Consider the following 14,027-nt stretch of genomic DNA (forward strand, 5'->3'; position numbering starts at 1 on the left):
ATACTCAAGATGGCAAAGATCAAAGGTCAAGTTAAGTGGTTCAACGAGTCTAAAGGTTTCGGTTTCATTACTCCTGCTGACGGTAGCAAAGACGTGTTCGTACACTTCTCTGCAATCCAGGGTAACGGCTTCAAAACTCTGGCTGAAGGCCAGAACGTAGAGTTCGAAATCCAAGACGGCCAGAAAGGCCCGTCAGCAGTTAACGTAACTGCAATCTAAGCAGCGTCAGCTGTAAAAAAACCCGCCAAGGCGGGTTTTTTTGTGTCTTTTTTCAGCATGTTGAGCTGTTATTGCAAGATCACTCTATCGCAAGATCATAATGCCAGATTGCTGATTTCGCCCGCTGATGCCCGGATGTGAAGGGTCTTTTGCCCGCTGATGACTGTTACGCCGGAAGCTGGTGTATTTGAATGCTGTCCCCTCCGTTGTACTCCCTGCCGTTGTACAAATCGTGCAGCTGCCAGCGTGGTCAATTCCTGCAAATCCCAAAGCCTGTAGTTTAGCTTCTGCAATCGCAGCCAGATCAAGGTGACGATGACGCGGCGAAATCAGGGCAGGGGGGAAGTCGAGTTGTTGCATAAATGTATCCACAAGCTCCTGACTGACTTCGTAACAGCAAGACTGCGCTGCAGGACCGATGGCCACAACCCAGTCACGGGTATCACCCGACTGATTAATCAGTTGCGCCATTTCCTCCAGAATACCGTCGATAAGTCCCCGCCAGCCCGCGTGAACCGCGGCCACTTCCTTGCCATCTTTGCGGCAAAAAATCACCGGCAGGCAGTCCGCGGTAAAGACGGCCAGCAGAATACCGGGTACGGAGGTGATAAACCCGTCAGCTTCGCCGCAATCCTGTCCGGGCTGAGTTACATCCACAATCCGGGTGCCATGAACCTGTTTCTTTTCCGGTCGTGTGGCTTCAAAGGCTTTCAGATGAGCAGGGAGCAAGGATTCTTTATCGCCGAAGCCATGTAAAATGCCGGGGATATGGCTGAGTAAAACTGAGCTGTCACTCATCTCGTGTCTCGGTCAGGAAAATGATATCGCTTCAGTGTAGCTGCCTTTTATGCGGATTTTCCAGCAGTTGCAACCTCAGTGCGCCTTCTTTAGACTTACCTCTATTGCGAACTTTCGCCTCCTCAGACTTTCCTTGCAGGTTTTCTTCATGACGTATCAGTGCCCGCTTTGTTTCCAGCCGCTTACGCTGACAGGTCAGCAATGGTGTTGCCCGGCCAATCATCAGTTTGATCATGCCAAAGAGGGTTACGTGAATCTGATGCCCGTACAGCACAAACGCTCGAAGCAACCAGGTGACAGTCCGGAAATGATGATATCCCGTCGTGCATTTCTTGATGCTGGTCATTATCAGCCTTTACGGGACCGTCTGTCGGATATCCTCGATGAAGTCATTCCGGAAGATGCCCAGGCATTACTGGATATCGGCTGCGGGGAAGGGTATTACACCGCGGCTTTCGCGGACCGGTTAATGCAGCACCGCGCGCTGAAAGTCTATGGTCTGGACGTGGCTAAAGTGGCTATCCGTTATGCTGCCAAACGCTATCACGACGTGTCATTTTGTGTGGCTTCCAGCCACCGCTTGCCCTTTGCCGACAGCTCTCTGGACGCGGTCATTCGCATTTATGCGCCGTGTAAGGCTCAGGAGCTTTACCGGGCCATCAAACCCGGTGGTTTGGTGGTGACAGTCGCGCCGGGGCCGCGTCACTTATACCAGCTGAAGGGGCTGATTTATCAGGATGTACAATTGCATGCCGACCTGGATGAGCAACTGGATGGTTTTGAGCGGATCAGCACCGAAGCGCTGGCGTATAACATGAGTCTTTCGGGCGCACAGGCATTTGATTTGTTGCAAATGACGCCTTTTGCATGGCGAGCAACAGAGGAAGTGATGGTTGACTTAAAAGCTCAGACGGCCTTTGAGTGTGAAACAGATTTTCTCATCAGAATACATCAGCGCGCCTTAGCTTAAATAGCCCAGATGCTCGAGCAAGATATTCAGTCCTGTTCCGATCAGCACCACGCCCCCTAAAACTTCGGCCCACTTGCCTAAAAGCGGGCCGATAAAGCGCCCGACCATAATTCCCAACGTGGACATCAGCAGGGTTGCCATACCGATAAAGAGCGCGGTCTGGATGATGTTCACTTCCAGTAACGCTAATCCTACGCCAATTGCCAGCGCATCCAGACTTGTGCCAACCGCCGTGGCAGCCAGGATCCAGAAACTATGGCGTGTTGCAGTTGTGTGGACGTCATCCGGTTTATCTTTCAGCCCTTCAACAATCATTCGTGTGCCAAGAATGGACAGCAGGATAAAGGCGACCCAATGACTCCATTGCATGATGTATTGACTGGCAAATAAGCCCAGCCCCCAGCCAATTAGCGGTGTAATTGCTTCTATTACACCGAAAATCAGGCCAGTACGGAGAGCTTCACGCAGGCAAGGGCGATGAAGGACAGCACCTTTACCAATGGACGCGGCAAAGGCATCCATCGACATGCCAAAAGCCAAAATAAGCGTTGCGGATAAGTTCACGAGTATACCCCCCAAATAACGGCGCAACCTTATCATGATATTTTTATGCAGAACAACACCAAATAAATAAGGGGTTTTATATTCGGGAGTGAATTAATCTTTGCAGATAAAAGGGATTTTAAATATAGGGTTAAATAACAATCAGGTTAGTGCGGGAATATTAGAGATAAGCTTAAGCAGTAAAGCCATAAATATACCTATGGCTATAACTGATAGTCTTGTGTTAGTTTTTTAACTTATTGATTTTCAACCATTAACTTGTAGATCCTTTCCAGATCATCAAGTTCGTTAACGCGAATTAATAACTTTTTCTGTTCTAGTTCAAATACCAGGACACCATCTTCTGAAAGGTTCATGCTACGGATCCTGTCATAAGTGATGAAGGTATTGGCAAAATAAAAACCCTTCGGTTTGAACAGCATCTTTGGCCAGCGGATGAACGAGAGGTAGAAAGCAATCAGGCCAAGACCAATTAACAGATAATTCGTTACGACAGTACCATTAGCATGGATATTGTTATAAAGCAGGATCGCCAGCAGACCGATGAAAATAATGGAATCCAGTTTATTGCGGCGTCTTAGATTCACACGCAGGCGCGTTTCACCATTTTTAGTTCCCATGATGAACTCATCGTAGATGGCGTAGGCCAGCAACAGGAGGATGAAGAGCGCGAGGACAATATCGGTAACAGACATGAAAACTCCAGCTTACGGCCACAAAAGGCAAATCAAAAACAGCAAAATCAGGTCATAAAAAAACCGGGGGAATGACCCCCCGGTTGAGTGGTTATCAGAGACCTAACAGGCCAATCCAGTAACCGAAGATACCGATGGCGAAGAAGCCAACGATGATCCACAAGGCGTTCACTTTCTTACGCAGCAGCCACATACAACCGAAGGTCAGCAGTAATGGCACCAGGCCTGGCATCAGCTGATCCAGAATCGTCTGGACAGTGGTGACCGTGGTATGGCCTGTCTGGTCGGTGATTTTTGATACCACCAGTGGAATGTTAACGTGCGTCCACTTGTTAACCAGGGCGCCCATGACAAAGAGGCCGAGAATTGACGCCCCCTCGGTCAGTTTCTGCAGGAAACCGCCGCCCATATCGTTAACGATATCGACACCTTTTTTGTAGCCATAAGACACGCCGTAGTAGCGGGTCAGCAGACGTACAAGGTTAAACAGAATGAAGAACAGCAACGGCCCCAGCAGGCTACCGGTCATCGCGATACCCGCACCCAGTGCAGCAAACACCGGACGAACAGTACCCCAGAAGATCGGGTCACCCACACCAGCCAGAGGCCCCATCAGACCGACTTTAAGGCCGTTGATGGCCGCGTCGTCAATAGGTGCGCCGTTGGCACGCTGTTCTTCCATCGCCAGCGTAACACCCAGTACAGGGGCTGCAACGTAAGGATGGGTGTTAAAGAATTCCAGATGGCGTTTGATAGCCGCTTTGCGATCGTCGTTATTTTCAGGGTAGAGACGACGGATGGCAGGCACCATACAGAAGCAGAAGCCCAGAGCCTGCATACGTTCGAAGTTCCATGACCCCTGGAAAAGGTTGGAGCGCATAAACACACCGCGAATATCGCTGGCCGTGAGTTTTTTAACTGCAGTTTGATCAACCATGTCCTTCACCCTTAATCCAATTCGTTGTCGAGATCGTTAACACCCGGTGCAGCCGCTGCCTGCGCAGACTTGTTGTATTTCGGGCTCAACTGGATGTAAAGAACAGCCATCACCACACCAATCACACCCAGTGCAACCAGGTTGAAGTTGGTGAATGCGGCAGTAACGAAACCAAGGTAGAAGAATGGCATCAGGTAGCCAGCACGCATCATGTTGATAACCATGGCGTAACCAACCACAACGATCATACCACCGGCAATGTTCAGACCGTTGGTGACCACTTCAGGGATTGAAGCCAGCAGGTCGTGAACAATCGCAGTACCCACAGACACAGCAACAATCACAGCAGGGATTGCGATACGCATTGCCTGGAGGATCAGCGCGGAAACGTGGATCCAGGTAATGGCGTTCAGGTTACCTTTCTCAGCCGCTTTATCCGCTGCGTGCTGGAAGGCAACAGTGATAGTACGAACGATAATGGTTAATACCTGACCGGCAGCCGCCAGCGGGATAGCCAGTGCGATACCGGCACCGACAGACTGTCCGCCTGCGATAACCAGAATGGTAGAGATGATAGAGGCGAGGGCGGCATCCGGCGCAACAGCAGCACCGATGTTCATCCAGCCAAGTGCAATCATTTCCAACGTACCGCCGATGATGATCCCGGTTTTAACATCACCAAGAACAAAACCAATCAAAGTACAGGCAACTAACGGGCGGTGAAACTGAAATTCATCCAGGATCGAACCCATCCCGGCAATACATGCAACAATAAATATCAGCACAATTTGTAGTGTGGTGATCTCCATTGCACTTCTCCTATGACCAAAGGACGCTGAGTATAAACAGGCACATCAGGCAGATAACGTTGAGGGAATCTGCACATTTGCGATGTGCTTATTAATTCATCTTATTAATGAGATCCATCATCTTGAGGCGAGAGTCTGTAGAAACTTTACGCACTTCAAGTTCGATACCTTTTTCATTCAATTTCTTGAACGCTTCGATATCTTTTTCGTCGACAGACACTGCGTTATTCACCTGAGTTTTACCCTGGCGGAAAGCCATACCACCGATGTTTACGGAGGTGATTTTCACGCCACCCTCAACTAAACGCAGAACGTCAGTCGGGTTAGTGAATAACAACATCACGCGATCGCCAGCGTATTTTGGGTTATCCCAGACACGGATGGCTTTTGCGACGTCAACAACGTGTGCAGTAACACCAGGAGGAGCAACCTGAGTCAGCAACGTTTTACGCACGGTATCGGCAGCCACTTCGTCGCTGACAACAATAATGCGGGTTACGTTGGTTTCTTTGGTCCAGCGGGTCGCGACCTGACCATGAATCAAACGGTCATCGATACGGGCAAGGCCGATCTTCATATGGTCGTTCGGACCGGCAGGTTTAGCCGGGGCGGCTGCTTTTGGCGCAGGTGCGGCAGCAGGGGCCTGGGCAGCAGGTTCAGGGGCTTTAAGCGCTTTCACGCCGATACGACCTGTTTCTACTGCAATGGCAACCAGTTCTGCGAAAGAAGGGTTGTCATCGCGAGCCATGAAAGTCTCTGCCAGCATTGGGATATTGACACCGGTGACAACTTCGTAATTTTCTTTATCGACAACAATACGGCTGGCGGCATTGAACGGGCTGCCCCCCCAGGTGTCGACCAGGAAAAGGACGCCGCTGCTGGTGTCTAAACTACCCAACTTTGCCGTGTACTTTTCGATCAGGGTTTCGGCGTTCTCGCCGGGAACGAAATCGATATAGGCGACATTATCTTGTTCACCTAAAATCATTTCCGCTGTTTTCAGCAGCTGCTCAGCTGCTGACCCGTGCGTGCCGATGATAATAGCAATACTCACTCGCTACCTCCTCTGTTAACTCTTGAAAAGAGTTATGCACATAAGTAATGGTGCTGATGATATCCGCCCGTTTTTATTCCTGAGGCGGACAGGGCATTCCCTGCGTACTAACGTTCCTTAATTTCTGATAAGACTGCAAAACAGTAAAATTGCAGAACCTCAACAGGTTGTGCGACGTGATTTATTTTAGTGTGCGAAAAAATAATTTTTGTGACGGTTGTCCGTTATTGAACGACGTATTGTGAATACGTTTTCACATTGCACATTAAAACAGCATAGATGTTTCAAAATGATGCGGATCGTAAAAAATCACACTTTATTCAAATAATCATTCCTGATAGAGTGATTTTCCGAATCATTGAACAGGAGTACCGGGCCTCAGCCCTCCCTATGGACTGTCACCGACGTCACTATTCTTCGCACTATCACCTCATTCTTACCGGCAAATACGCCCCACTGGGCCTGATTACTGCCGCACTGAAACCGCTTTCATCTGAGATTTTTATCGTGACCGCCTCTGGCATGTCTTCTGACCGCCGGACGTCACGCGTTTCTTTGCGTCATTTTTCTTTAACTCATTGCGGAGTCTGACATGGAATTTTTGATGGACCCTTCAATTTGGGTCGGTTTGCTGACGCTTGTTGTCCTGGAAATTGTTCTGGGTATCGACAACCTTGTTTTTATTGCCATTCTTGCGGATAAACTGCCGCCTAAGCAGCGCGATAAGGCCCGTATTATCGGCCTTTCGCTGGCGCTGATTATGCGTCTGGGCCTGCTGTCGCTGATTTCGTGGATGGTTAAACTGACCACGCCGCTGTTCAGCATTGCGCAGTTCAGCTTCTCCGGGCGGGATCTGATCCTGCTGGTCGGTGGTCTGTTCCTGTTATTTAAAGCCACCACCGAGCTGCATGAGCGGCTGGAAGGGCATGACGAACAGGGAACACCGAACCGCGGCTATGCCAGTTTCTGGTCGGTTGTGGCGCAGATTGTGGTGCTCGACGCCGTCTTCTCGCTGGATGCCGTGATAACTGCAGTCGGTATGGTGAATAATCTGGCTGTGATGATGACCGCCGTGGTGATCGCCATGGGTGTGATGCTGCTGGCGTCTAAATCGCTGACGCGTTTTGTGAACAATCATCCGACGGTAGTGGTGCTGTGTCTCAGCTTCCTGCTGATGATTGGTCTGAGCCTGATAGCGGAAGGTTTTGGCTTCCATATTCCTAAGGGCTACCTGTACGCGGCGATCGGCTTCTCCATTCTGATTGAACTGTTCAACCAGATTGCACGCCGTAACTTCCTGAAAAGCCAGTCTAATCGTCCGATGCGTGAGCGCACCGCCGAGGCCATTCAGCGCCTGATGGGCGGGAAACGTCAGCATCAGAATGAAGATGAGCCAGTCGGTGATGTACTGCCTGCATCAGAAGCTTTTGCAGAAGAAGAGCGCCATATGATAACGGGCGTTCTGACGCTGGCATCGCGGACATTGCGCACTATTATGACGCCGCGCACCGAGATTTCATGGGTGGACTGCGAAAAGTCACCGGCTGAAATCCGCAGTCAGCTGCTGGATACGCCGCACAGTTTGTTCCCGATCTGCCGTCATTCTCTGGATGATGTCATCGGTGTAGTACGTGCGAAAGACCTGCTGGTGGCGCTGGAGAACGGCGAAAACATCGTGGCTTTCGCCGAAAAAACGCCGCCGATTGTGGTGCCGGAAACCATGGATGTGATCAATCTGCTGGCGGTATTACGTAAAGCCAGGGGGCGTCTGGTGGTCGTAAACAATGAGTTTGGTGTGATTCAGGGGCTTGTCACGCCGCTGGACGTGCTGGAAGCCATTGCCGGTGAGTTCCCGGACGAAGATGAAATGCCGGATGTGATTGCTGACGGTGAGTCATGGATTGCGAAAGGCGGGACAGACTTACACCTTCTTCAGCAAGTTCTCGACGTGAACAATCTGGTAAATGCGGATGATGATTTTGCTTCGCTGGCCGGATTGCTGCTGTCGAAATCAGGCCAGATGCCGGTTGCCGGTGAAGTGATTGAAATGGCGTCGCTGCACTTTGAGATCCTTGAGGTGACAGACTATCGCATCGAGCGTGTCCGCATCACCCGGATTAAGTCAGAAGATCAGTGGGACGAAAGCCACTAAATCTGGCGCAATGCCTGAAGGTAAAACGGCGACTCCGGTCGCCGTTTTTTATGCCTGAAATGGTGTGAATACTTGGGGTCAGACGGAACCCTGAACGTCCTGAGGTTCCATATTTTGGTTCGATTTCTGATAACGCTCCAGCCAGACGGGGAAAACTTCTACCGGCATCGGGCGTGCAAAGTAGTAGCCCTGCAAAGAATCCACTCTGCGTTTACGCAGATAATCAACCTGTTCGCGGGTTTCCACCCCTTCAGCAATCAGCTTTAAATTCAGCCGCTGCGCCAGCGTAATAATGGTGTCCGTGACCGTCGCGTTGATGGCATCGGTTCCGATGGATGCTGTGAATGCCTGGTCAATCTTCAGCACATCCGGATTCAGGGTTTTGAGATAACTCAGTGAACTGTGGCCGGTACCAAAATCATCAATAGCCAGCAGAATTCCCATTTCCTTGAGCTGCGAAATTTCCGCGGCACGCAGTTCCTGAAGACGCGTGCGCTCGGTCAGTTCAAGCATCAGTGAGACAGAAGGCTGAGCCGGAAGCCACAGCTTGCGGATATCATCCACAATTTCCATATTATTGAAATGCTGCGCTGCTACGTTAATGCTGACATAAAAGCCTGGAGTCGCCGGGAAGACCGCCAGATTATCGGCAACGGTTTTAATCAGATAGCGGGTAAGTGAGATGATTAACCCGTGCTGTTCTGCCAGCGGAATAAATACATCAGGCGACACCCATTCCTGCCTGCGGTTTTTCCAGCGCATCAGCGTTTCCACACCGATACAGCGGCCGTCATCGCTGTTAATAATCGGCTGGCAATAGACCTTAAATTCGCGGTGTGAAATGCCGTGGCTGATCGGATAGGCCAGACTGATCCTGCTGCCGGAAAGCAGATAAACCGCGGTGGCCGTCAGTAAACTGATTAACACCGAAAGCGGTAAATGTGAGGGGAGTTCATTCCAGGCCAGTTCGCTGGCTTTTTCTCCGAAGATGGAGACAGAGAAATCATATTTTTGCGATCTCTCACTCAGCAGAGGAGGGTACGGAAGATCGTCGCTGCTGATGATGTCCTTTTTGCCATACTCGAGATATTGCTTACCAACGTTCAAAACGATATGGCTGGCATAGGGCGGTTGCGGTTCGAGCAGGAAATTCGACAATATGCCAATATTATAAACAAACAGTTCGCCGTTACGGTTATCCGGTGTTGAGGGATTCCAGAGAACCAGTGTCGGGGTATCGACACGGCTCCATTTCGAAGCCCGCAGTTCAAGTTGCGTCAGGCCCTGAGAAAATGACGGCAAAATGTCGTTGAGGCTGAGATCCAGCGCACCGACCAGACTTGAACAGGTGATTTTACCGTCACTGACCAGGCTGATAGAGCGTAATGTCTGCAGCCGGGCGACTTTTTGCTGAAGTAACGATTGCAGGACGCTGCAGCCAAGCGTCTGATCCAGAGGCGTTGATTTTCCGGCAGGTGACGCCGGTTCGAGTAGTTTTTCCAGCTTCTGAACGGTGTGCAGCGCGACACGTTGCTGGTCTTCTGCGATGACCTGTGCTTGTTCGTAAATACGAATGCCAAGAGTCAGAAGCAAAGTACATATCCCCATCGCGCAGGCAAGCGCAATGCGATAGTAGCGATACTTCGCAAGTCCGGTCTGGGAGAACAGCATCGTTCTAATCCTTTTTATCCCGTGTTAATTGCAGGCTCAAATTATTTTTTTAAAGGTTTACCGATGCGTAACAGCCAGTGTGTTTTTATTGATAGTAGCTGTAAATCGTCGGATGCTCAGCCTGAGTTGCGGAAAATACACTCAGTTTCTGAGTGGAAATTAAAGAAAGTCAGCCTAAGTGACGTTGTCACTTATATTTTCCCCGAGGAACCTGGCCTGTATTTTTCTGTATTAAGAGACTCAACGATCGGGAAAATCAGGCGGAAAACAGCATGCCGTACCGGCGGGGTATAATGCAAGTGACACATCCATTATGTTTCGATAATACAACAGGTTGTCATTAACGAAGGTTTTATTGCTGCCAGCTTTGGTCCAGATGGTATTTCCTGCGGTAACCCGGCTAAAAACGCTTCAGCTGAAGAACCGCAGGAAACTACCAATGCGAAAGTAAAATCAGTCGCACTGAACCTTAATCGCCAGACCACCACGCGACGTTTCACGGTATTTTGAATTCATATCTTTACCGGTTTCGTACATGGTTTCGATCACTTTATCCAGAGACACTCTTGGCTCGCTGGTGCGGCGCAGTGCCATCCGGGCAGCGTTAATCGCTTTCACCGATGCAATGGCATTACGCTCAATGCACGGCACCTGAACCTGTCCGGCTACCGGATCACAAGTCAGACCGAGGTTGTGTTCCATACCAATTTCGGCAGCGACACACACCTGCTCAGGGCTGCCGCCCAGCAATTCCGTCAGACCTGCTGCCGCCATCGAACAGGCTACGCCCACTTCGCCCTGACAACCGACTTCTGCACCAGAAATCGACGCATTCATTTTATACAAAATGCCGATAGCGCCGGAGGTCAGGAAATAGCGCAGGTAAATGTCAGGGCTGACCGACTGAATAAACTGGTCATAATAGGCCAGTACCGCCGGCACAATGCCGCACGCACCGTTGGTTGGCGCAGTCACTACGCGTCCGCCAGCCGCATTTTCTTCGTTAACCGCCAGCGCAAACATATTCACCCAGTCGATCACGTTCATCGGATCACTGGAAAGCTTGTCGTTTGACACCAGCATCCGGCGCAGGGCAGATGCACGGCGCGGTACCCGCAGCGGCCCCGGCAACACGCCTTCAGTATTCAGACCGCGATCGATACACGCTTGCATGGTGTGCCAGATCTTCTCGAAATACTGGTCGATCTCCTGCTTACTGTGTTGCGCCAGCTCGTTCTTCATCACCAGCCCGGATAATGACAGGCCGGTTTCCTTACATTTCGCCAGCATTTCACTGGCCGAATTAAAGCTGTAAGGCACGGTGACTTCGTCGAGAACCGGCTGACCGAAGTGTTCGTCATCGACAATAAAACCGCCGCCGACGGAATAATACGTTTTGCTGTAAATCATTTTATCGCCAGCAAACGCATGGATTTGCATGGCGTTCTCATGGCGTGGCAAATTCTCACCGCGGAACACCATGCCGGTATCACGCGGGAAATCTACTTCATGCTGAGTGGTGCCCAGCGGCAGACGCTCACGTTGCTCAACGTCGCGGATAAAGTGGGGAATTCCGTCAATGTCGACGGTGTCTGGCTGATTACCGGCCAGGCCTAAAATAATGGCGATATCTGTGTGGTGGCCTTTGCCTGTCAGAGACAAAGAACCAAAAACGTCCACGGCGACACGCGTAACGGCAGGCATCATGCCCTTTTCCAGCAGGTCATCAGCGAACTGTTTACCGGCTTTCATCGGGCCCAAAGTATGGGAACTGGAAGGGCCAATCCCGACCTTGAACATGTCGAAAACGCTAATCACGTCGAATACTCCTGTAATAGATTGCGGCAGGGAACGGGATCCCTGGCTTCCATAAATGAACGACAGCGAGATTTCGTCTTTATGGACGGCTCTCTTGTTCTTATGGATAGACTTATAGTTTAAAAGGGCTGAGAGGCAAAAGTTTCATTTTTCGCATGAAATAAACTTATTTGATGCAAAAGTGTGATCGCTATGTAATCAGAGCGCTCAGACTTCGACCTGTCCGGCGAGCTGACGGATGATAGCGGCGGTGAGACCCCAGACAAATTGCTGCTGATACCAGGACAAATAAACGCGGTGATGAATGCCCCGGCGATGAATATCCAGAGGGTGATAACGTGCCAGATCAAAAGCTTCACGCAGCGGCATTTCAAACAACTCGGCGACTTCTTCTTCAGCCGGATGCAGCGGCACATCGACGGGTAACAGCCCCACTACCGGTGTGACCCGGAAACCGCTGCTGCTATCCTGCGGCGAAAGTGTGCCTAATACATAAACCTGTTCAGGCGGAATGGCGACTTCTTCCTGCGCTTCACGCAAGGCCGTGGCGATAATCGACGCATCACAAGCATCCGCCGCGCCGCCGGGAAAGGCGACTTGTCCCGCGTGTTTGCGCAGCTGGTCGGAGCGTCGTGTCAGTAACAGCGTAGGTTCAGGGCGGCAAATGATCGGGATCAGCACCGCAGCGTGACGGGTTCCGCGCAGCGCCGGTGCGGGCTGGCGAGGTTGCTGCAACTGAAAGCGCAATATGAAATCTTCCACGGCGGGGGAAAGTGTCTGAATTGGCGCATGTTGTTCCAGCAAAGTCACGATGATGCTTCTCCTAACTGAGGCAGAATACGGGCAATCTTATCAAAGGTTTCCTGATATTCTGCCTGTTCCTCACTGTCCGCCACAATCCCGCCGCCTGCCCAGCAATGAATTTTTCCCTGCGACGTGAGTAACGTGCGGATGGTGATGTTGCTGTCCATGGTGCCGCAACAGCTGATATATGCGATGCTGCCACAATAGCCGTTGCGGCGATGTGGCTCGAGCTCTTCGATGATTTCCATTGCACGCACTTTCGGTGCGCCGGTAATGGAACCGCCGGGGAAACAGGCGCGTAACAAGGCCGCAGGATGGCAATCTTGCGGTAACTGCGCAGTGATGGTGCTGACCAGATGATGCACCGCCGGGAACGGTTCAACCACAAACAGTTCCGGCACGCGCACGCTGCCAGGTACGGCGACGCGCCCGATATCATTACGCAGCAAATCGACAATCATCAGGTTCTCGGCACGATCTTTCTCCGATCCTGCCAGCCTTTCTGCCTGTCGCGCATCTTCTGTCGGATCTTCACAGCGTGGGAGGGTACCTTTAATTGGCCGCGTCTGGATCTGGTTTTCTTTAAGCCAGATAAAACGCTCCGGCGACAGACTGAGAACGGTGTTTTCCGGCAGACGTAAAAACGCAGAAAAAGGCGCGCGGTTGGCCTGATTCAGACGCAGAAAAGCCTGCCATTCATCGCCGCTGTAATCCGTTGAAAAGCGTTGCGCCAGATTGATCTGATAACAATCGCCGTCGCGGATATATTCCTGAATCTGCCTGAACTTTTGACCGTATTCTTCGCGGCTCATATTCGCCTGCCACGGCGCATTCAGCCGGAAAGGCGCTGATGCAGAGCGGATTTTCTGATGCTCATCAAGCCAGTGTAAACGTGCAGAAATATCGCCATGACAAATCAATGTCAAACGCTGCAAATGATGATCGGCGATCAGCGCCCAGTTATAAATCCCGACAGCCATATCGGGCAACTCAATATCGCGTATCGCGATTTGCGGCAGATCCTCAACGCGACGCCCTAAATCATAGCCGAACAGCCCGAGAGCGCCGCCGAGAAACGGAAAGTCAGGCGAGCTTTCTGCGTGTAATCCGCAAGCAGTCAGCTGCTCTTCAAGCAAGGCGAAGGGATCGTCCTGCCGGCATTGTTCCACGCCATTTTTTTCAATCTGCGTCAGCCCGCCACGGGTGGTCAATGTTATCAGCGGATCCGCCACCAGAATATCGAAACGGTTATGCTGATGCTGTGCTGCACCTGAGTGTAAAAGCATCGCCCAGGGCAGGGCGGAAAGCGGTGTGAAGCGCTCTGTCAGTGCATCTGGCTGATAAGGTAAGGAGTGAAAAACAACGGACTGGGTGGCTTGCATGGCTGGTATAAGCTTCTCTGGCGCGATGACGTATTTTAGGCCGATCCTAACACAGAACTGAGGGGCTGAAAGCAGCGCAGGCGATTTGCCTTATTTAGGCGTATACTGTGCAACCCCGCCTTTCGCGGGCTTTATTTATCACCAGTACAACAGG

13 protein-coding genes are annotated in these 14,027 nt (G+C 51.1%); 3 read left to right on the top strand and 10 right to left on the bottom strand.

The genetic code is table 11. The annotated features are described in order from the left end of the window. Nucleotides 1–9: 9 nt before the first annotated feature. On the top strand, nucleotides 10–219 hold the full coding sequence (gene cspE / locus CKQ54_RS11155) for a transcription antiterminator/RNA stability regulator CspE (RefSeq protein ID WP_002221949.1): 210 nt from the start codon (nucleotides 10–12) through the stop codon (nucleotides 217–219). A gap of 84 nt (nucleotides 220–303) precedes the next feature. On the opposite strand, the gene pgeF is transcribed toward cspE, so the two are convergent. Beyond that, complete coding sequence (gene pgeF, locus CKQ54_RS11160; protein WP_120160677.1) at nucleotides 304–1,017, bottom strand: peptidoglycan editing factor PgeF; 714 nt, start codon at nucleotides 1,015–1,017, stop codon at nucleotides 304–306. A 148-nt stretch (nucleotides 1,018–1,165) separates the two neighbouring features. Between pgeF and rlmA the strand changes: the two genes are divergently transcribed. Continuing rightward, nucleotides 1,166–1,987 (top strand): 23S rRNA (guanine(745)-N(1))-methyltransferase, encoded by an 822-nt coding sequence (gene rlmA / locus CKQ54_RS11165; protein ID WP_120160678.1) that lies wholly within the window; start codon nucleotides 1,166–1,168, stop codon nucleotides 1,985–1,987. Here rlmA and mntP read toward each other — a convergent pair. From mntP to manX, 5 genes are all read right to left on the bottom strand, one after another. After that, a complete protein-coding gene (gene mntP, locus CKQ54_RS11170) occupies nucleotides 1,979–2,551 on the bottom strand; it encodes a manganese efflux pump MntP (protein ID WP_120160680.1) in 573 nt (190 codons plus the stop codon). The genes rlmA and mntP overlap by 9 nt on opposite strands. 236 nt (nucleotides 2,552–2,787) lie before the next feature. Continuing rightward, entirely contained in the window at nucleotides 2,788–3,246 is a 459-nt protein-coding gene (locus tag CKQ54_RS11175; protein WP_120160682.1) for a DUF986 family protein, read from the bottom strand. A gap of 94 nt (nucleotides 3,247–3,340) precedes the next feature. After that, nucleotides 3,341–4,183 (bottom strand): PTS mannose transporter subunit IID, encoded by an 843-nt coding sequence (locus tag CKQ54_RS11180; protein ID WP_112291060.1) that lies wholly within the window; start codon nucleotides 4,181–4,183, stop codon nucleotides 3,341–3,343. Nucleotides 4,184–4,194: 11 nt separating this feature from the next. Then, entirely contained in the window at nucleotides 4,195–4,992 is a 798-nt protein-coding gene (locus CKQ54_RS11185) for a PTS mannose/fructose/sorbose transporter subunit IIC (RefSeq protein WP_112291058.1), read from the bottom strand. A 91-nt stretch (nucleotides 4,993–5,083) separates the two neighbouring features. After that, nucleotides 5,084–6,046 carry a PTS mannose transporter subunit IIAB gene (gene manX / locus CKQ54_RS11190; protein ID WP_120160684.1) on the bottom strand — a complete coding sequence of 321 codons (963 nt, stop codon included), beginning with the start codon at nucleotides 6,044–6,046 and terminating at the stop codon, nucleotides 5,084–5,086. Between the two features lie 592 nt (nucleotides 6,047–6,638). On the opposite strand from manX, the gene CKQ54_RS11200 reads away from it, so the two are divergent. Then, nucleotides 6,639–8,198, top strand: a complete 1,560-nt coding sequence (locus CKQ54_RS11200) for a TerC family protein (RefSeq protein ID WP_120160685.1) — start codon at nucleotides 6,639–6,641, stop codon at nucleotides 8,196–8,198. Between the two features lie 78 nt (nucleotides 8,199–8,276). Here CKQ54_RS11200 and CKQ54_RS11205 read toward each other — a convergent pair whose 3' ends face one another. The 4 genes from CKQ54_RS11205 to pabB all read right to left on the bottom strand — a co-directional run bounded on the left by CKQ54_RS11205 (nucleotide 8,277) and on the right by pabB (nucleotide 13,873). Continuing rightward, the gene (locus CKQ54_RS11205) at nucleotides 8,277–9,869 is read right to left on the bottom strand and encodes an EAL domain-containing protein (protein ID WP_120160687.1); all 1,593 of its coding nucleotides are present in this window, start codon (nucleotides 9,867–9,869) and stop codon (nucleotides 8,277–8,279) included. 453 nt (nucleotides 9,870–10,322) lie between these two features. After that, entirely contained in the window at nucleotides 10,323–11,687 is a 1,365-nt protein-coding gene (locus CKQ54_RS11210) for an L-serine ammonia-lyase (RefSeq protein ID WP_120160689.1), read from the bottom strand. A gap of 207 nt (nucleotides 11,688–11,894) precedes the next feature. Beyond that, nucleotides 11,895–12,497 carry a CoA pyrophosphatase gene (locus tag CKQ54_RS11215; protein ID WP_120160691.1) on the bottom strand — a complete coding sequence of 201 codons (603 nt, stop codon included), beginning with the start codon at nucleotides 12,495–12,497 and terminating at the stop codon, nucleotides 11,895–11,897. Beyond that, the gene (gene pabB, locus CKQ54_RS11220) at nucleotides 12,494–13,873 is read right to left on the bottom strand and encodes an aminodeoxychorismate synthase component 1 (protein WP_120160693.1); all 1,380 of its coding nucleotides are present in this window, start codon (nucleotides 13,871–13,873) and stop codon (nucleotides 12,494–12,496) included. The genes CKQ54_RS11215 and pabB overlap by 4 nt, the downstream gene beginning before the upstream one ends. Between the last annotated feature and the right edge of the window lie 154 nt (nucleotides 13,874–14,027).

The sequence above is a fragment of the Rahnella variigena genome (assembly GCF_003610915.1).
GTDB lineage: Bacteria > Pseudomonadota > Gammaproteobacteria > Enterobacterales > Enterobacteriaceae > Rahnella > Rahnella variigena.